We start from the raw sequence: 17583 nt of genomic DNA, 5'->3' as shown, positions 1-17583 counted from the left end.
GCTAATCGCTTGCTTGTCAGTGAGTCAACTTATTAATAAGTTAATTATGGAAATCAGAAATATAGCGATTATCGCCCACGTAGACCACGGTAAGACCACCCTGGTTGATAAGATCTTACACGCTACCAAGGTATTCCGTGATAACCAGGATACTGGTGAGCTGATCATGGACAGTAATGACCTGGAACGCGAAAGAGGTATTACCATCTTCAGTAAGAATGCCTCAGTAACTTATAAGGATGTTAAGATCAATGTGATCGATACCCCTGGTCACGCCGACTTTGGCGGTGAGGTAGAGCGCGTATTGAAAATGGCCGACGGTGTTTGCCTCCTGGTAGATGCTTTTGAAGGCCCCATGCCCCAAACACGCTTTGTATTGCAAAAAGCATTGCAACTGAACCTGAAGCCCATTGTAATCATCAATAAAGTAGATAAGCCCAACTGCCGTCCTGATGAAGTTCATGACGCCGTATTTGAGCTGTTCTTCAACCTCGATGCTACGGAAGAGCAACTGGATTTCCCTACCTTCTATGGTTCTGGAAAAACGGTTGGTTCAACGATTCTCTTACACAGATCGACAATATCAATCCTTTGCTGGATGGTATCCTCAAATATGTACCAGCCCCCAAAGTAAATGAAGGGCCTGTACAAATGCAGATCACTTCACTGGACTATTCTTCTTTCCTTGGCCGTATCGCCGTAGGAAAAGTAGCCCGTGGCGTGTTGAAAGAAAACCAACCCATTGCTTTGATGCAGGCGGGCGGTGTGATCAAGAAGTCGAGGGTAAAGGAACTGTATGTGTTTGAAGGCATGGGTAAGAAAAGAGTAACTGAAGTTGTTGCTGGTGACCTTTGCGCTGTAGTAGGTATCGAAGATTTCAACATTGGCGATACCATTGCAGATGCAGAGAATCCCGAAGCATTACCGGTGATCAGTGTGGATGAGCCTACTATGAACATGCTGTTTTCTATCAACAACTCTCCTTTCTATGGAAAGGATGGTAAGTTTGTTACCAGCCGTCACCTGCGTGATCGCCTGATGAAGGAAACAGAAAAGAACCTCGCCCTCCGTGTAAAAGAAGCTGAAGGTGGTGGCGATAGCTTCCTGGTATATGGTCGCGGTATCCTGCACTTAGGTATCCTCATCGAAACCATGCGCCGCGAAGGATATGAATTAACCGTGGGTCAGCCCCAGGTAATTGTAAAAGATGTTGACGGTGTAAGGTCCGAACCATACGAGAGCCTGGTAGTCGATGTGCCCCAGGAATTTGCTTCCAAAGTAATTGACCTGGTTACCCGTCGTAAAGGTGAAATGCACGTGATGGAAACCAAGGGTGAAATGCAACACCTGGAGTTTGAAATACCTTCCCGTGGTTTGATCGGTTTGCGTACACAAATGCTTACCGCTACAACTGGTGAAGCTGTGATGGCGCACCGCTTTATAGCCTACAAGCCCTGGAAAGGTCAGATCCCCGGCCGTAACAATGGTGTACTGATAGCCAAGAGCACTGAAAAACTACCGCTTACTCTATTGATAAATTACAGGACAGGGGTACTTTCTTTGTAGATCCAGGTGAAGAAGTATATGCTGGTCAGATCATTGCCGAGAACATCAAGCCCGGCGACCTGATCGTAAACGCTACGGAAGGTAAGAAGCTCACCAACCACCGCGCCAGTGGTAGTGATGATGCTTCCCGCATTGCACCTAAAACTTTGATGACACTGGAAGAATGTATGGAGTATATTCAGCAAGACGAGTGTATCGAAGTAACGCCCAATTTCATCCGTATGCGTAAAGTAATTCTGGATGAAAATGAAAGAAGCAAGGTGTCTAAGTCTATGAAGACGGAAGCTGTTTAAGCAATACGGTTATCAACTTATCATACAAGAGCTATCTGAAAGGGTAGCTCTTTTTTTGTGCTGCCCGGCCGGTGGAAATGGAACCCTCAGAAGTTCTTGAGGTCCAGCGAAACGATCACCCGGGTACCTACGGGATCACCCTGCTCATCGATCAGGTCTTTTATGATGGCCTGCACCTGCGCATGATAAATTTCATTGATGATTTGAATGCGTTCATCAGTAAGTTTGATACCCTGTTTTTGTAAGGTGGCAATACGCCCTGTTCTTGATTTGATGGATGCTGCCCGGCCAATGCCATTGTCTTCAATACTCATGCACAGTTTATCCTGGTGCAACCAGTAATGCAGGTATAGTTCACCCCGCTCGCCTTCTTTGGGCATTAACCCATGCCAGATGGCATTTTCTACAAAGGGTTGCAACAATAAGGGCGGCACCATCACTGTACCCCGATTAATTTCCTCACTTACATTAATGATCACATCAAACTTGTTATTGAAACGCAATTGCTCCAACTCTATATACAGCTCCAGCGATTTGATTTCCTGTTCCAATGATACCCATTCCGATTGTGCACTGTCAAAGATCAACCGGATGAGCTTGGAAAACTTGGTGAGGTAGCCCGATGCTTTCATGGGCTCATTCTTGAGTATGAAGTTGCCGATGGAGTTGAGGCTATTGAAAACAAAATGGGGATTCATTTGCAGGCGTAATACCGCCAGCCTGTTTTCGGCTATCTTCCGGTTATTTTCATGCAGCCTGATGGCCGCCGCCTGGTAGGCAACTTCCACCTGTGAACGGATGATCTTATTGGCGCAAAGGGAAGCAATTGTATTGAGGATGAATAGGTGCTTGGATTGGAAGAAATTCTTTTCATGGTGTTCGGCATCAATAATGCCCAACACTTTTCCCTGGTATATAATAGGCACTGTTATTTCGGAATAACGCAGGTCATCGTCAACAATATACCTGGGATCGGTAGTTGTATCTGCAATGATCTCGGGCATGCCACTCACGGCTACTGTACCAACAATTCCTTTTCCCAGTGGTATTTCAATGGGGTCATGAATTTCATAATCGCGTGGGTTTTTAGGTCCATAGGCAGCTTTCTGCACCAATACCTTGCGATCTTCATCTACCAGGTAAATGACACAGTCTTCAAAATTGAGGTGCGAAATACAGTTCTTGGTAACATCCCAGAGTATTTCTTCAATGGTATTTTTGCCAAACAGGGAGGTGGCGAAATAATTAATAGTACGTTCAATTTCCAGGTCATCGGATTGACTGGATTTTCGCTGCTTCAATAATAGCCATATCAAAACAAGGATGATGGCCAGCAGCATAGCTATTATCAGATATTGAGTTGTCAAAGCTGTGCCTGGATTTTAATAATTGCCTAAACCGTAGTGGCAAAATACCACACAATTACCGATAATTGGAATGCTATTGAGCAGGTGGTCGTTTTTACTGTAGTCTAGCTATTTAAACCAGTGACCCGGTACTTTCTGACCAATGGCTGAAGATCAATGGTTAATGACAAGTAGCTAACTACTACCTACTCATAAAACTGGTCAGTTGCTCACTCACAATTGCGCAAGCGTGGTTTGTTTGGTAGATTTACTTTGATTCAGGATTGTTTATTATATTTTATTTCAATTTGTTTATTTGTCCAGGCTTACTATAGCAGGCTTTATCCTTTTATTATTGGCTCCTACTTCCGGGGCCCAGGTAATCAATTTTTCACGCCTCAATACTTCCAATGGCCTTACCGGCAACAATACACTTTCTATAACCATTGACAAAAACGGCTTTCTGTGGATAGGCACCAATGATGGATTGAATGTTTATGACGGCTATTCCGTTACTTCTTTTGTAAAGGAGAAGTATCCTGAAATGGCTTCCGATGTGGTGCTGCACCTGGTCAATGACAGTCATAACCGCACCTGGATGGGTACTTTTTCCGGTGCTTCCTGGATAGATGAACACCGGGTGCTTCACCGCGTAACCTTAAAGGATTCCATAACGAAATTCCGTTGCCCTACCATTTTTGAAACGGCCGCCTTTGGCATTGTATTGCATACAGGCAAAGGCCAATATTATTTTGACAGTACTGTCATGAAATGGAAGACCCTGGATTGGGTACCTGGCACCATTACCCATGGTGCTTTTTTGATGCAGAACCGCTGGCGCAGGATAAGATCATTTTCATTGTTGATTCACTGGTAACCATACTGGACTATAAGAAAAGACAGATCATATTCCAGCAATCTTTTTCATTTCCTTTAAGCGCCTGCCCTGCTACGGATACTTCCATTGCAGTGGGTCTTAAAACGGGCCGGGTGACGCTGGTGAGTACTGCCTCCGGGAAAAAAATAGCCGATTACCAACTGGTGAATGAACTGGGCGGTAAAACCATCAATACTTCTCTTACAGAAGTACGCCGCGCTGCCAATGGCGACCTGCTGGTAGCTACTGATTTTGCCGGCCTGGTCATAATAGACAAAAATGGAAATATCACCCGGCATACACATGATCCTTTGAATACCGCCACCATTTCGGCCAACAATACTTATCGCTCCTTTGCCGGCAAAAAGGGGAGATCATAGTGGGCACACAGGCATCGGGTGTAAACATGGCCAATATATTTAACCGGCCTGCCGTTCATACACGCATATTCAGTGATGGTAAGGGTAACCTTTACGATAATTACATCACCCGTATTGTTGACGCGGGTAAGGGTTGCTTTTGGCTGGGCGCAAATAATGGTTTGATCAGGTGGAATAAAGAAACAAACCAATCGTTTTTTACCACTATTATGTACAAACCGCCGATGGTATACGTCCTTCGGAAATAAGGGCACTGTGTAAAGACCGGTCAGGGCGCTTGTGGCTAAGTGCCGCCGGTGATGGCCTGTGTTATTTTGATGAAGCCACTGGACGTTTTGTAAAGATCAGGCCCGATACCTCTCTGGACAAAGCGGTAGCAACCCCTATATCTATGAGCTGACCGCACTAACCGATGGTTCTATTTGGGTAGGCACGGGTACGGGAGTCTATTCCATTAACCCCGCTACCCGGAAAACTACCAGTTATGCCAACCACCCAGTATTAAAGGAGTTGAGTGGTAAATTGGTGATCGGTTTGTTTGAAGATAAAGATCACCGTATCTGGATGGCTACTCATGGAACGGGTGTTTATTGCTATGACCCACAAGCGCAAAAGCTGCTGCATTTTGGTACACAGGAGGGCCTGGCAGGTGAAATTGTGTATGGTTTTACGGAGGATATTGAAGGGAATATTTACGCAGCTACTGCCCATGGCTTTACGATCATTTCACAGGACGACAAACTACAAACGTACAACCGGAAGAACGGCCTGCGTTATGAACGATGTGAAGCATTGTTGAAGGATGAGGCCGGGAATATTTGGATCGCCAACAACAAATCACTGGTAAAATTTGATCCGCGTACAAAGCAACTTACGCATTACGAAGAGAATTCTGGATTAAGTATTGATGGTTTCAAGCCCAATACTGCCATGATGACCAGCCATGGGGAAATGCTATGGGGTTCTGAAAGCGGTGTCAATGCTTTCTTTCCCGATGATCTGGTGGTTACACCTTCCCTTTTGCAAGTGAGTGTGTATGCCATGGATACGAATGACAGTATACAATATTTTGGTGGCAACCGTTATTTTGCCTTACCCTATAGTAAGAACGATATTACCCTCCATTTTACGGCGATCAACCTGAATGGGTCAAAGAATATTGAATATCAGTACAAGCTAGAGGGCTATGACAAAGAGTGGCATGCTGGCATTGATGTGCGTGAAGCCCGTTATCCTTCCCTGCCTGCGGGCAACTATGCGTTTCATGTTAAGGCCAGTATTGATCACCTAAACTGGGTGGCTGCCAATAATGAACTGGCGCTTTATATTGTACCCCCTTTTTGGCAACGTTGGTGGTTTATTACTGTCATGATCATTTTCCTGGGGCTGATCATACATGCCCTGTACTGGATGCGGTTAAAGCAGGTAAGGGAAAAAGAGAAAATAAAATCTGAATACAACCAGAAGATTGCCGAGATAGAAATGAAGGCATTACGTGCGCAGATGAATCCGCACTTCATCTTTAATTGTCTTAATTCGATTAACCGGTATATCGTTAAAAGCGATCACGCCACCGCCTCCCTGTACCTTACCCGTTTCTCCAAACTGATCCGGCTTATCCTGGATAATTCAAATAGTAAGAATGTATTGTTGGCAAATGAGTTGGAGGCGCTTAGGATATATATCGAAATGGAGTCGCTGCGTTTCAACAATAAGTTCACTTATAACATTGCAATTGACAAAGAAGTATATGTGGATATTATGGAAGTGCCCCCGCTGATCATACAACCTTATGTGGAAAACGCTATCTGGCATGGGCTGCTGCATAAAGAAACTGCAGGTCACCTGGATATCCACTTAAGTATGGTTGATGAGAGTATGTTGCAATGTACAATAGAAGACGATGGGGTAGGCAGGGATAAGGCAAAAGAATATAAAAGTAAATCGGCTACTACCAAAAAGTCGCTGGGAATGAAGCTTACGGAAGACAGGATCTCGCTGTTGAATAAGCATACTTCGCCCAATGCCAGCATTACTATTATTGACCTGGTTCGCGATGGCCTACCGGCCGGCACCAAAGTAGTTTTGAAGATCCCGGTATAATATATACCCTTAGCAATACACCCTATTGATTAACACAAAATTGAAAGAATATGATACGCTGTGTAATTGTAGATGATGAAAATAACTGCATTGAAATGTTGGAATGGTTACTGAAGACCTATTGTCCACAGGTAACCATTGATGCTATGTGTACCAGTGCCGAGCAGGGCCTGGAAGCTATTAACCGGCATAGGCCGGATGTAGTATTTCTTGATATTGAAATGCCGCGTATGAATGGATTCGATATGCTGGAGCAGTTTGACAGGCTGAGCTTTGATGTAGTGTTTACTACTGCGTATGATAAATTTGCTATTAAAGCATTTCGTTATAGTGCACTGAACTACCTGTTAAAACCCATTGATCCTGATGATCTGAAAGAAACAATACGCAGACTGGAAGAAAAGAAATCTATCCCAACCCGCGAACAGATCGATCTGCTATTACAGCATGTTAAGGATGTAAGCAAGAATACCATTCCGCGTATTGCCCTTACCACCAATGATGGGATGATCTTTGTATCAACACAGGATATTATTTATTGCGAAGCCGAAAGCAACTATACCAACATTGTACTGGCAGGGGGCAAGAAAATTATGGTATCGAAAGTGTTGAAGGATATAGATGAAGCATTGGCTGGTCCCGATTTCTTCAGGGTACACAACTCATTCCTTATTAACCTGAATCATATCAAAAAGTTTGTGCGTGGTGAAGGCGGCTATGTAGTAATGGATGATGGCGCGACCATTAGTATTTCCCGCTCAAGAAGGCAGGAGTTTATGGAGTTGTTCTCTAAATTCTGATTGGCAGCTAAGGTGTTTGGGTACCCTGTTGGGTAATGGTAAGTTGCTGAAAAAGCAAGTACATTAATTAATTATTATTTAGCGCAAACAGGAATTACGGTTAGTGTATGCGTAATTACACGTGTATCAACTGTACGCTTTTGATACAACTAAATCGCCTCTTAATTTATCCCGTTGAATATCAAAGCGGTAAACTTTTAACCGCTGTAATCCCCTTCCAGCCTCAATTTTACCGTTCATGGACATTTTGTAGTAGTAAACACGCATTTCATTCAAAGAACAGTACCGTTCACTCAAAGACAGCTTGCACAGGAAAAAATACTCACTAACTTTGCGGCGCAATCTGGTACATAACTCTTAGTTCTTTCATAGTAAGATGCAATTGTTAAAGAAAATATAAGAGTAAAAGAAGTTTGTAAAGGTTGTAACATTTGAAAAAAGGGTGCGTCTTATATAGTGTGATGCAACAAGTATAGCGCAACACTTGAACAAACAAAGTAGCCATAAAAACAAAAAAACATTAAAAATGAAAAAGAGTATTTTAACCTGGGTATTGTTACTGACTGTAGGTCTTAGTAGCACTTTTGCCAACAAGCTTGAAAATGTAAACGAACAAGTAATTAGTTCATTTAAGAAAGATTTCGCTTCAGCACAGGATGTAAGCTGGGAAAAATCAAAAGAGATTTCCAAAGCCACCTTTAAGATGAATGATCAGGTAATGTTTGCTTATTATGCCGAAGATGGTAATCTGCTGGCTGTAATGAGGAATATCGTTTCTTCGCAATTGCCGATCAACCTCATGAGTGACCTGAAGAGAAATTATTCCGGTTACTGGATCAGCGACCTGTTCGAAATGGCATCCGATAACTCTACTTCTTACTATGTAACTGTACAGAATGGAGATCAAACAGTAGTACTAAAGTCTTTTGGTTCTGCCGGTTGGGAAACATTCAAAAAAGACAAGAAGTAATAAGATAAACTGATTTTCAATACAGAGAGCCCCGCCACCTGGCGGGGCTTTTCGTGGTACAACATGATTATACAGTTTAAGGAGGCCTTTGACCATACGGAAAGGTGAGCCGCTCTGCAGCGCCGCATCTGCCGGGCGGCAGAGGGACCCACCTTAAATGAGCAAGTCTGAATAAACTACATGAACTTCGGCAGATCGATCCACTTACTCAATAAAACCACCGGTTACTCAATTGGGATTGGTGAGGCAGGCTGGCGCCAGTAGCTTTGAATCCATCAATAGTGATAAACAGGCCTCCGGTTTCTATATATAACCATAGCCTTTAAAAGCGTGTTTTTTTCAGGGTCGTTGGAAGGTTAAATCCGCTCTCCCGGTTCAAGGAAGCGGATTTTTTTATTGTGTGCCCTGCTGGGGGCTTTCTTCTCGTACTTGTTCAGTTCCTCTTTTGGGTGTACTTTTGTAGTCACATTTCAGACTATGAAAAAGTGCCGCCTGATATTACCGCTATTGATAATATTACTGATCGCCTCCCTGGAACTTTCGGCACAGTGCTCCATCTGTACAAAAACCGCTTCTCAATTGGGCGAACGTCCTGCCAAAGCCCTGAATACCGGTATTGTCTACCTCGCTTTTACTCCATTGGCCATTATGGGCTATGTAGGATACCGCTGGTGGAAAAGTAACCGCGTAGCATAGTTTCCCGGAAATAATAGCATATCATTTTCCTTATCTTGTTGCATCAAAACCTGCTTGCAATGAAATATACCTGGCTCCTTTGTTTGCTATTGCTTTCCATTAGTACTACTGCACAGAAACTACCTACCATTGAAGAAAAGACCAATGGCCTGAAAAAATACCCCGGATACCTTGATTTTTATTGGGATGAAAATACGGGTAAGATCTGGCTTGATATCAATAAGCTGGATTCCGAGATAATCTACGTTACCTCCCTGCCTGCTGGCCTGGGATCAAACGATATTGATTGGACAGGGGTTTGCTCGACGCCACCCGGATCGTTAAGTTTTCTAAAGTAGGCCGCAAAGTACTGATGATCGTACCCAACTACGATTTCAGGGCTGTTACCAATGATGTGGCCGAACGGCGGGCGGTGGAGCAGTCTTTTGCACAGTCGGCCATTTGGGGTTTTACGGCCGAAGCCGAGAGTAATGGGCACGTATTGGTAGATGCCACTGATTTTGTGTTGCGCGACGCTGTACGCGTGGGCAGCCGGTTGAAAGGTTCCAAACAGGGCAACTATTCCTTTGATAAGAACAGATCGGCTATTTATTTGCCCCGCACCAAAAACTTTCCCAACAATACTGAGATAGAAGCCACGATTACCCTCGTAAACAATGATGGGGAAACCGGTAATTATGTAGGTGCGGTCACCCCATCTCCCGATGCGGTGACCCTGCGTATCCATCATTCTTTGTACAGCTGCCCGATAATGAATTTCAGCCAAGGTTATTCGATCCCCGTTCTGGCTACTTCGGGGTTTCCTTCTTTAACTATAGTACACCTGTATCGTCGCCTATTGAACAATATTATGTGTGCCGTCACCGGCTAAAGAAGAAGGACCCTGCAGCCGCCATTAGCGATCCTGTAAAACCCATTATCTATTACCTCGATAATGGTACACCCGAACCTGTACGTAGTGCCTTACTGGAAGGCGCCTCCTGGTGGAATCAGGCTTTTGAAGCCGCTGGGTACCGCAATGCTTTCCAGGTGAAATTATTACCCGATAGCGCCGACCCGATGGATGTGCGTTATAACGTGATCAATTGGGTGCATCGTGCTACCCGTGGATGGTCGTATGGCAACTCCGTGACCGATCCCCGTACGGGCGAGATCATCAAAGGGCATGTAACACTGGGTTCTTTACGGGTAAGGCAGGATTATTTAATAGCACAAGGTTTACTGGCGCCATATGAAAATGGCATCCCTGCCGATGACAAGATGATGAAGATGGCGCTGGCCAGGTTAAGGCAGCTATCGGCCCATGAAGTAGGGCATACGATTGGACTGATGCATAATTATGCTTCGAGCGTTAGCGACCGCGCCAGTGTGATGGACTATCCCCACCCACAAGTTCGCCTCACAGCAGGCGGTGAAATTGACCTCTCCAATGCCTATGACCAGAAGATAGGCGCCTGGGATAAGGCGGCCATTACCTGGGGTTACCAGGATTTTGCACAAGGAGCAGATGTTTCGGGCAGCCTCGATAAAATATTAAGGGAGGCCGCTCAAAAGGACTGCAATACATTGCCGATCGTGATGCGCGTGCCCCTGGAGGGCTACACCCGCAAGCACATTTGTGGGACAATGGAACGGATGCCACCACAGAGTTGAAAGATGTAATGAAGATCAGGGCCAAGGCCTTGGCGCAGTTTGGTGAAAAAGCATCCGTACTGGTCAGCCAATGGCCATGCTGGAAGATGTACTGGTACCCGTTTACCTGTTTCACCGTTACCAGGCCGAAGCGGCTACCAAGGTGGTGGGCGGCATGTATTATACCTATGCCTTACGCGGCGATGGACAAACTGTTACACGGCCTGTAACGAAAGCCGAGCAACTGAAAGCCTTGAATGCAGTTATTGACTGCCTGGACCCGGCATTTTTACGCATTCCGGATAATGTTGTGAAGTTGATACCTCCTCGTCCCGCTGGGTATGGTTTTACCAGGGAATTGTTTAAAAAGCGCACTGGACTGGCGTTCGATGCTTTATCACCTGCTGAAACAGCGACTGATTTTCCTTTGTCCTTTCTGTTCAATACCGAAAGGCTGAACCGCATGATACAGTATGAAGTACAGCAGGAGGGACTAGGTGTAGCAGAAATGATCAATACGTTGATCAATAAAACATGGAAGGCGGGAAGAAAGAATGGGATGGAAAAACTGATCCAGCTGCAAACGGAGCAACTAATATTGACTTACTTATTGGCCGTTTCAATAGATGACAATACCGCTTTCAAACAAGGGCAGTAACACAAAAAGCGCTCAACGAGCTAAAAACTTACATTCAGGCTCAGCAAAAAACCAGTAAGGATGCTGATTATGCAGCCCATCTGGCCTATGCGCTGGAGCGTATGAAAGCGCCTGAAAAGGCCAAGCCTACGGTACACAAGGAAATGCCTCCTGGTGCTCCTATTGGCTGTGATATAGAGTAATTGGGAAGTGTGTAACAACCGAAAGTCCGGAAGACGGTTACAGCGTAGTAACGTTCTTCCGGACTTTTTACTTATATAATGCCATTATGTCGCATTGCTGAAGGTAGCCTTACCCTTGTCTTAACCTTGCTTTACCTATGACTCAGGTAGTTTGCTGAATAATTAGCTAAAGCAGACAAAATGGCTGTAGCTGATCAACTGTTAAGAGATCCGCCTAATATCTGCGCCCAGTTTTCTCAAGCGTTCATCGATGTGTTGATAGCCACGGTCTATTTGGTCAATATTTTGGATGATACTACGTCCATCGGCACTTAGTGCGGCGATAAGTAGTGAAACGCCTGCCCGGATATCCGGGCTGCTCATGGTAATACCCCGAAGGTTTTGTTCACGCCCCAGGCCAATAACTGCTGCCCGGTGTGGGTCGCAAAGAATGATCTGTGCGCCCATGTCAATCAGTTTGTCTACAAAGAACAAGCGGCTTTCAAACATCTTTTGATGAATGAGCACACTGCCTTTTGCCTGGGTGGCTACAACCAGTACGATACTGATCAGGTCGGGGGTAAACCCTGGCCAGGGATGGTCATAAATGGTCAATACAGAACCATCTAAGAAGGTTTGCACTTCATACATGTCCTGTGCCGGTATATGGATATCATCACCCACAAAATTCATCTGGATACCCAGCTGTTTGAATTTGTCGGGAATTACACCCAGGTTATCGAGGCTAACATTTTTGATGGTAATATCACTTTGTGTCATAGCTGCCAGTCCTATAAAAGAACCGATCTCGATCATATCGGGCAACATGCGATGTTCGGTACCGCCTAAATAACCTACGCCTTCTATTACCAGCAGGTTACTTCCTATGCCGCTGATCCTGGCGCCCATGCGAACAAGCATTTTACACAATTGCTGTAAGTAAGGTTCGCAAGCTGCATTATAGATGGTGGTGGTGCCTTTTGCCATCACTGCTGCCATTGCAATATTAGCAGTACCTGTTACAGAAGGCTCATCGAGGAGTAAGTACGTGCCTTTCAGGTTGGGTGCTTCCAGGTGAAAGAAGCCGTCGCCCGACTCATAATTGAAGGTAGCACCCAGTTTTTCAAAACCTATGATATGGGTATCCAACCTGCGGCGACCAATTTTATCGCCCCGGGTTTTGGAATAAAAGCTTTGCGGAAACGTGCCAGCAAAGGGCCGGCCAGCATCACAGAGCCTCGCAGGCGGCCACTTTTCTTGCGGTAGTCCTCACTGCGCAGGTAATCAATATTCACATTGTCTGCCTGAAAAATACAGGTATCCCGTTGAGGCCGTTCCACCTTTACATTCATTTCACCCAATAGCTCAATCAGGAGGTTTACGTCCAGGATATCGGGAATATTGGTGATGGTTACTTTTTCGGGTGTGAGCAATACGGCGCTGATAATTTGTAAGGCTTCATTTTTGGCGCCCTGAGGGATGATTTCGCCCTGTAGTTTTTACCGCCGTTAACTTCAAAGGAAAGCATAGGTTGGCTGGAGATTGAAAGGTGAGTGATTAAAAGGAATGCAAAATAAAAAAGTTGACCAGCCTCCCGGTCAACTTTTCAATAAATTAAAGTATTAAGACACTTTACTTATATCGTTTCTTAAACTTGTTGTTATTTCCGCCACGATCGTTGCGATCGTTCCGGTCGTTGCGATCATTGCGGTCGTTACGGCCACCTCCGCCACCGCCACGTCCCTGATGCTGGAACTTCTGGTTGCGTTTATTGCGGTAATCACCATAGCCACCACCACCTCTGCCATCGCGGTCACGGCCTTCATTGGGGCGGTGCTGACGAACATAGGGGTATTGGTAAATGTCAACTGACCATCTGTAAGATTGGTCAGCTCACTTTGTATGGCATCATCATGAACGGTCTCTTTGTGCCAGTTGTTATAGGCCAGCTTCATGTAGTAAGCCACTGCATTGGCAAATCCCTGACGCTTATCAGGATTTTCTTCCTTCAGTGCTTTATTGATCACCAACTCCAGGTTTTTACCCAGGTGGCTGAATTTGGGGTATCGTTTGGGATAGGGCAGCGGCTTGGGCCTTGCCTTCAAGGTTTCGCGGGTAGGTATGGGATAGGGAGATTCCACATCCAGCTTGAAGTCTGAAATAAGGAATAAGTGATCCCACAATTTATGGCGGAAATCTTCCACGTTTTTCAAGTGCGGATTCAGGAAACCCATCAGTTCTATCACAGCATACGCATTCCGCTGGCGGGCTTCACGGTCCTCCAGGCTGAGCAAGTATTCAATCATCTTCTGAATATGACGGCCATACTCCTTATAGATCAGATGGTTCCTGGTAGTATTGTACTCCATTTCACCTAAAGTGTTAAACATCTTACAAAAGTAACGAAGTAAGTTTATAAAACGAAAAGGCCTTTTCAGCCTCTTTTCGATGAGATTAGGAGGTGGTTTTATAGGTTAAAATCTGTTGTTGGTCTGAAATAGCGATCAGCCAACTGGGGGCTTAACAGTCTTTTGTTCGGCAAAAACCATTATTCGACGTATTTTTGCCTTTCTTTTTATAAAAATTGATACTCAATAAAACATGAAGAAATCCACTATAACGATCGATGTGGCGTTGGATGATAAGAATGTGCCCGAACAAATCACTTGGAGTGCAACTGCCAGTACTGCCGATAATGCCCGTGCGGCCAAAGCTTTGATGCTGTCCTTTTGGGATGGTGCCGATAAATCAGCCCTCCGTATGGATCTTTGGACGAAAGAAATGATGGTGGATGAAATGGCCGACTTTTATTACCAAACCCTGATGACAATGGCCGATTCTTTTGAACGGGCAACCCATCAAATGGAATTGGTCAATGAGATCAAGACATTTGCCAAGAATTTTTATACTAAATTCCAGGATATCCAATTAAAGGAAAATAAGGCTTAAATTATTTGTTATGGCATTAGAACAACAAATCACGGTCGATCTCAAAGCAGCTATGCTGGCCAAGGATGAAAAGGCCCTTCGCAGCCTCCGGGCAATTAAAGCGGCCATTTTGTTGGCCAAAACATCAGAAGGAGCCAATGGTGAATTGAAGGAAGACGAGGAGATCAAACTGTTGCAGAAGTTGGTAAAGCAACGCAAAGATTCGCTTGAAATATTTCAGCAGCAAAACCGGGTTGATCTGGCTCAGAAAGAGCAGGAAGAGATCGAGATAATCGAGAAATTCCTGCCCAAGCAATGGACCCGGAGGAGCTAAAAGCGCTCCTGATGAAGATTATTACTGAAGTGGGTGCTACTTCTGCAGCTGATATGGGGAAAGTAATGGGGGCTGCTACCAAACAATTGGCGGAAAAGCCGATGGAAAGGCTATCAGTGCCGCTGTAAAGGAATTGTTGGCTAAATAATGATCATTGATATACTTTTTGGCGTATTAATGTTGTTGGCTGTTGTCAAGGGCTGGCGGCGCGGGCTTATCATTGCGGTCTTTTCTGTTATTGCTATTATTGTGGGTATTGCCGCCGCTATGAAGCTGTCGACCGTAGTAGCCGCCTGGCTCAAAGATTCTACCATGGTGTCTGTTCAATGGTTGCCCTTTCTTTCTTTTGCCATTGTTTTGATAGGAGTTATTCTCCTTATCCGATGGGGGCCAACCTGATTGAGGCGTCATTAGAAGTAACTTTGATGGGGTGGGTGAACCGCCTTGGGGGTATGTTGTTATATATAATAGTGTATACGCTTGCATTCAGTATACTATTGTTTTATGCTGCGCAGCTTAAACTATTAAATGAAAGTACCATTGTCCAATCGGTCACTTATTCCAAGATACAGCCCTTGGGCCCCATGGTTATAGATACATTGGGCAGGTTAATTCCCTGGTTTAAAGATATGTTCACAGAATTGGAAGATTTTTTTGCGCATATTGCACAGCAACAAGTAAAATAGTTCTGCCAATGATATTGGTGAACCTGTAAACCGCAAAATAATCAGTAGTTTACAGTAAAATTGCATCGCTGAAAGCCCGGGATGTGATATTTGCGGTAAAAACGTTTATTTTAGCGAATAATTGACTGAACTGAACTGATTTAACAGATGAATTACGAGATCAAACAAGTGGATAAGTTCAAATTTATTGAAGAAGGTGAGGGTGAACCGTTGATTTTGTTACACGGTTTGTTCGGTGCGTTGAGCAACTTCAATAACTTGATAGATTATTTCAAGCATCATTACAAAGTAGTGGTGCCTACCCTTCCTTTGCTTGACCTTGACCTGCTACATACTTCAGTAGGTGGCTTACAAAAGTTTGTACATAGGTTCCTGGAGTTCCGGGATTACAAAAATGTACACCTGCTCGGAAATTCCCTGGGTGGGCATGTAGGCATATTATATGTATTAAAGCATCCTGAAAGGATCAAATCACTCATACTTACTGGTAGTTCGGGCCTGTTTGAGAATGGAATGGGAGATACATATCCCAAAAGAGGGGATTATGAATATATTAAAAAGAAAGCAGAAGTAACCTTTTACGACCCCAGGTAGCCACTAAGGAAATAGTGGATGATGTATATGAAACTGTAAATAATCGCCTCAAAGCGATTAAAGTCATCGCCCTGGCCAAAAGCGCCATCCGGAATAATCTTGGGAAGAACTCAATCAAATCAAACAACCTACGTTATTAATATGGGGAATAACGATGCTGTAACCCCTCCTTTTGTTGCAAGGGAATTTCAAAAACTGATCCCCAACAGCGAATTGCACTTTATTGACAAGTGCGGGCATGCGCCAATGATGGAAGTGCCCGATGAATTTAACCGGATACTGCATAAATTTTTGACAAAATTGAATGAGCCGGCAGCGGTAGCCTGATTTTTATCGTCTAATATAAGTAAGTACACCCACAGTTTTTTTTTTTCCCGAAGGGGTAACCACCAACAACGACTGCTCGCTTAGAAAGGGTCGTGCGTATTGCCTATAGCAGGAAGTGTTTTATTTCTGGCGTGGATGCCCTAATATTTCATCAACAAAATTCACAGGTTAAATCCTGATCAGTGCTAAACAAAGAACTAATATCTGCAACTATACCTACACTGAATCTAAAAGATTCGGTGTTTCAGGCACTTGAGCTGATGGCAGAGTTCCATGTAATGCAACTGGCTGTAGTAGCCGATGATAAGTACCTGGGACTTGTTTCGGAAGACGACCTGATGAATGTGGATGAAAACCTGACGCTTCAATCCCTGGAAGCGCGGTTTTCCAAGGCCGCTGTACGCGCCAGTACCTATTTTATGGAAGCTATACAGGCTGTTAATGACCATAGTCTTTCCATCATACCCGTGGTAGAACCGGAAAATGTTTTTGCCGGTGTTATTACTGCCACTGACTTACTGAAGCAGCTTGGCAAAGTAACCGGCGCCAATGAGCCCGGTGGCATCATTGTGCTGGAAATGGAACAACGCAGTTTTTCCTTCTCCGAGGTCAGTAAACTCGTTGAAACCAATGATGCTCAGATTACTCAACTCAATACCCATTGGGACGCTGGCACAGGTTCTTTCTTTGTAGTGCTCAAAATCAATAAGTTCGAGATCTCCGATATTATAGCCACCTTTCAGCGGTACGAATACCAGATAAAATACTATTTTGGCGAAGAGCAGTACGAAAATGAATTACGCAGTAATTATGACCATTTAATGAATTACCTCAGTATTTAACACAAATAGCAGGATTCTATTATCTTCGTCTGTATTCATCCATTTTTAAATATGATACTTGCAACAGTTTGCCCTGCATGCGGATACCAAAGAAATATTATGCTGTAATAGCAATCCTGTTGTTGGGAAATACCCTGCTCCTGGCGCAACCATTGACAACTGATACTCAGGTAGTGGTCAAAAGTGCGGCTCCGGCAGTGGAGGAACCTCATACTTCCCCTTTTGTAGTAGGTATTATTTACGTTGAAGGAAATAAACGTACTAAGCCCTATATCATTGCCCGGGAATTGCCTTTCAAAACCGGCGATTCCATTTATCTTCCCGAATTGGTATCGGGATTTGAGGTTTCCGCAGGCAACTATTCAATACCGGCCTTTTCAATGAAGTAGT

Annotated in this window: 21 protein-coding genes and 3 pseudogenes; 21 read left to right on the top strand and 3 right to left on the bottom strand. The window is 44.4% G+C overall.

Annotated elements, in window-relative coordinates; translation table 11 throughout:
- Positions 1-46: 46 nt before the first annotated feature.
- Genes RS881_RS62155 through RS881_RS62145 form a run of 3 tightly spaced genes read left to right on the top strand, consistent with a single transcriptional unit; the run spans position 47 to position 1859 of the window.
- A complete protein-coding gene (locus tag RS881_RS62155) occupies positions 47-634 on the top strand; it encodes a GTP-binding protein (RefSeq protein WP_315818787.1) in 588 nt (195 codons plus the stop codon).
- Positions 592-1566 (top strand): EF-Tu/IF-2/RF-3 family GTPase, encoded by a 975-nt coding sequence (locus tag RS881_RS62150; RefSeq protein WP_315818786.1) that lies wholly within the window; start codon positions 592-594, stop codon positions 1564-1566. The genes RS881_RS62155 and RS881_RS62150 overlap by 43 nt, the downstream gene beginning before the upstream one ends.
- Positions 1530-1859 carry a hypothetical protein gene (locus tag RS881_RS62145; RefSeq protein WP_425476412.1) on the top strand — a complete coding sequence of 110 codons (330 nt, stop codon included), beginning with the start codon at positions 1530-1532 and terminating at the stop codon, positions 1857-1859. Before RS881_RS62150 ends, RS881_RS62145 begins: the two co-directional genes overlap by 37 nt.
- An 86-nt stretch (positions 1860-1945) precedes the next feature.
- On the opposite strand, the gene RS881_RS56360 is transcribed toward RS881_RS62145, so the two are convergent.
- The gene (locus RS881_RS56360; protein ID WP_315818784.1) at positions 1946-3226 is read right to left on the bottom strand and encodes a histidine kinase; all 1281 of its coding nucleotides are present in this window, start codon (positions 3224-3226) and stop codon (positions 1946-1948) included.
- 295 nt (positions 3227-3521) lie between these two features.
- Between RS881_RS56360 and RS881_RS56355 the strand changes: the two genes are divergently transcribed.
- From RS881_RS56355 to RS881_RS56300, 11 genes and pseudogenes are all read left to right on the top strand, one after another.
- Positions 3522-4082 carry a two-component regulator propeller domain-containing protein gene (locus tag RS881_RS56355; RefSeq protein WP_315818783.1) on the top strand — a complete coding sequence of 187 codons (561 nt, stop codon included), beginning with the start codon at positions 3522-3524 and terminating at the stop codon, positions 4080-4082.
- Positions 3992-4462, top strand: a complete 471-nt coding sequence (locus RS881_RS56350; protein WP_315818782.1) for a hypothetical protein — start codon at positions 3992-3994, stop codon at positions 4460-4462. The genes RS881_RS56355 and RS881_RS56350 overlap by 91 nt, the downstream gene beginning before the upstream one ends.
- On the top strand, positions 4462-4710 hold the full coding sequence (locus RS881_RS56345) for a hypothetical protein (RefSeq protein ID WP_315818781.1): 249 nt from the start codon (positions 4462-4464) through the stop codon (positions 4708-4710). The genes RS881_RS56350 and RS881_RS56345 overlap by 1 nt, the downstream gene beginning before the upstream one ends.
- Positions 4711-4739: 29 nt before the next feature.
- Positions 4740-4862 (top strand): hypothetical protein, encoded by a 123-nt coding sequence (locus RS881_RS56340; protein WP_315818780.1) that lies wholly within the window; start codon positions 4740-4742, stop codon positions 4860-4862.
- Between the two features lie 110 nt (positions 4863-4972).
- Complete coding sequence (locus tag RS881_RS56335; protein WP_315818779.1) at positions 4973-6565, top strand: sensor histidine kinase; 1593 nt, start codon at positions 4973-4975, stop codon at positions 6563-6565.
- A 50-nt stretch (positions 6566-6615) separates the two neighbouring features.
- Positions 6616-7365: a LytR/AlgR family response regulator transcription factor gene (locus RS881_RS56330; protein WP_315818778.1), complete on the top strand. Its 750-nt coding sequence runs from the start codon at positions 6616-6618 to the stop codon at positions 7363-7365.
- A 526-nt stretch (positions 7366-7891) separates the two neighbouring features.
- A complete protein-coding gene (locus tag RS881_RS56325) occupies positions 7892-8335 on the top strand; it encodes a hypothetical protein (RefSeq protein WP_315818777.1) in 444 nt (147 codons plus the stop codon).
- A 477-nt stretch (positions 8336-8812) separates the two neighbouring features.
- Complete coding sequence (locus RS881_RS56320; RefSeq protein ID WP_315818776.1) at positions 8813-9031, top strand: CAMCR motif-containing small membrane protein; 219 nt, start codon at positions 8813-8815, stop codon at positions 9029-9031.
- Positions 9032-9090: 59 nt separating this feature from the next.
- On the top strand, positions 9091-9369 hold the full coding sequence (locus RS881_RS56315; protein WP_315818775.1) for a hypothetical protein: 279 nt from the start codon (positions 9091-9093) through the stop codon (positions 9367-9369).
- Positions 9370-9383: 14 nt separating this feature from the next.
- Positions 9384-10677, top strand: a pseudogene (locus RS881_RS61355) (zinc-dependent metalloprotease); the annotation flags it as partial.
- Between the two features lie 77 nt (positions 10678-10754).
- On the top strand, positions 10755-11321 hold the full coding sequence (locus RS881_RS56300; RefSeq protein WP_315818772.1) for a zinc-dependent metalloprotease: 567 nt from the start codon (positions 10755-10757) through the stop codon (positions 11319-11321).
- A 383-nt stretch (positions 11322-11704) separates the two neighbouring features.
- Here the strand turns inward: RS881_RS56300 and RS881_RS56295 are convergent.
- Both RS881_RS56295 and RS881_RS56290 read right to left on the bottom strand, forming a co-directional pair.
- A pseudogene (locus RS881_RS56295) lies at positions 11705-12927 on the bottom strand (UDP-N-acetylglucosamine 1-carboxyvinyltransferase).
- Positions 12928-13104: 177 nt separating this feature from the next.
- Entirely contained in the window at positions 13105-13872 is a 768-nt protein-coding gene (locus tag RS881_RS56290) for a DUF4290 domain-containing protein (RefSeq protein ID WP_315818771.1), read from the bottom strand.
- Between the two features lie 211 nt (positions 13873-14083).
- Between RS881_RS56290 and gldC the strand changes: the two genes are divergently transcribed.
- The 7 genes and pseudogenes from gldC to RS881_RS56255 all read left to right on the top strand — a co-directional run bounded on the left by gldC (position 14084) and on the right by RS881_RS56255 (position 17582).
- Positions 14084-14431 (top strand): gliding motility protein GldC, encoded by a 348-nt coding sequence (gldC, locus tag RS881_RS56285; RefSeq protein ID WP_315818770.1) that lies wholly within the window; start codon positions 14084-14086, stop codon positions 14429-14431.
- A 10-nt stretch (positions 14432-14441) separates the two neighbouring features.
- Positions 14442-14872, top strand: a pseudogene (locus RS881_RS56280) (GatB/YqeY domain-containing protein).
- 19 nt (positions 14873-14891) lie between these two features.
- Positions 14892-15143 (top strand): CvpA family protein, encoded by a 252-nt coding sequence (locus tag RS881_RS56275; protein WP_315818768.1) that lies wholly within the window; start codon positions 14892-14894, stop codon positions 15141-15143.
- A 434-nt stretch (positions 15144-15577) separates the two neighbouring features.
- Positions 15578-16024 (top strand): alpha/beta fold hydrolase, encoded by a 447-nt coding sequence (locus RS881_RS56270; protein WP_315818767.1) that lies wholly within the window; start codon positions 15578-15580, stop codon positions 16022-16024.
- 141 nt (positions 16025-16165) lie between these two features.
- On the top strand, positions 16166-16351 hold the full coding sequence (locus RS881_RS56265) for an alpha/beta fold hydrolase (RefSeq protein ID WP_315818766.1): 186 nt from the start codon (positions 16166-16168) through the stop codon (positions 16349-16351).
- Between the two features lie 239 nt (positions 16352-16590).
- Positions 16591-17193, top strand: a complete 603-nt coding sequence (locus RS881_RS56260) for a CBS domain-containing protein (RefSeq protein WP_315818765.1) — start codon at positions 16591-16593, stop codon at positions 17191-17193.
- 77 nt (positions 17194-17270) lie between these two features.
- Positions 17271-17582, top strand: a complete 312-nt coding sequence (locus RS881_RS56255) for a hypothetical protein (protein ID WP_315818764.1) — start codon at positions 17271-17273, stop codon at positions 17580-17582.
- Position 17583 lies beyond the last annotated feature (1 nt).

Source organism: Paraflavitalea speifideaquila (genome assembly GCF_032395985.1).
In the GTDB taxonomy this organism is placed as follows: Bacteria; Bacteroidota; Bacteroidia; order Chitinophagales; family Chitinophagaceae; genus Paraflavitalea; species Paraflavitalea speifideaquila.
The sequence above is the reverse complement of the archived record's forward strand: the minus strand, read 5'-3'. Positions and strand labels throughout refer to the sequence as shown.

Bases quoted from the DNA above. Each gene is read 5' to 3' on its own strand.
- RS881_RS56330 (WP_315818778.1), top strand. From the start codon at position 6,616: ATGATACGCTGTGTAATTGTAGATGATGAAAATAACTGCATTGAAATG.
- RS881_RS56300 (WP_315818772.1), top strand. From the start codon at position 10,755: ATGGCCATGCTGGAAGATGTACTGGTACCCGTTTACCTGTTTCACCGT.
- RS881_RS56290 (WP_315818771.1), bottom strand. From the start codon at position 13,872: ATGTTTAACACTTTAGGTGAAATGGAGTACAATACTACCAGGAACCAT.
- gldC (WP_315818770.1), top strand. From the start codon at position 14,084: ATGAAGAAATCCACTATAACGATCGATGTGGCGTTGGATGATAAGAAT.
- RS881_RS62155 (WP_315818787.1), top strand. From the start codon at position 47: ATGGAAATCAGAAATATAGCGATTATCGCCCACGTAGACCACGGTAAG.
- RS881_RS56320 (WP_315818776.1), top strand. From the start codon at position 8,813: ATGAAAAAGTGCCGCCTGATATTACCGCTATTGATAATATTACTGATC.
- RS881_RS56265 (WP_315818766.1), top strand. From the start codon at position 16,166: ATGGGGAATAACGATGCTGTAACCCCTCCTTTTGTTGCAAGGGAATTT.
- RS881_RS56255 (WP_315818764.1), top strand. From the start codon at position 17,271: ATGCGGATACCAAAGAAATATTATGCTGTAATAGCAATCCTGTTGTTG.
- RS881_RS56275 (WP_315818768.1), top strand. From the start codon at position 14,892: ATGATCATTGATATACTTTTTGGCGTATTAATGTTGTTGGCTGTTGTC.
- RS881_RS56325 (WP_315818777.1), top strand. From the start codon at position 7,892: ATGAAAAAGAGTATTTTAACCTGGGTATTGTTACTGACTGTAGGTCTT.
- RS881_RS56315 (WP_315818775.1), top strand. From the start codon at position 9,091: ATGAAATATACCTGGCTCCTTTGTTTGCTATTGCTTTCCATTAGTACT.
- RS881_RS56270 (WP_315818767.1), top strand. From the start codon at position 15,578: ATGAATTACGAGATCAAACAAGTGGATAAGTTCAAATTTATTGAAGAA.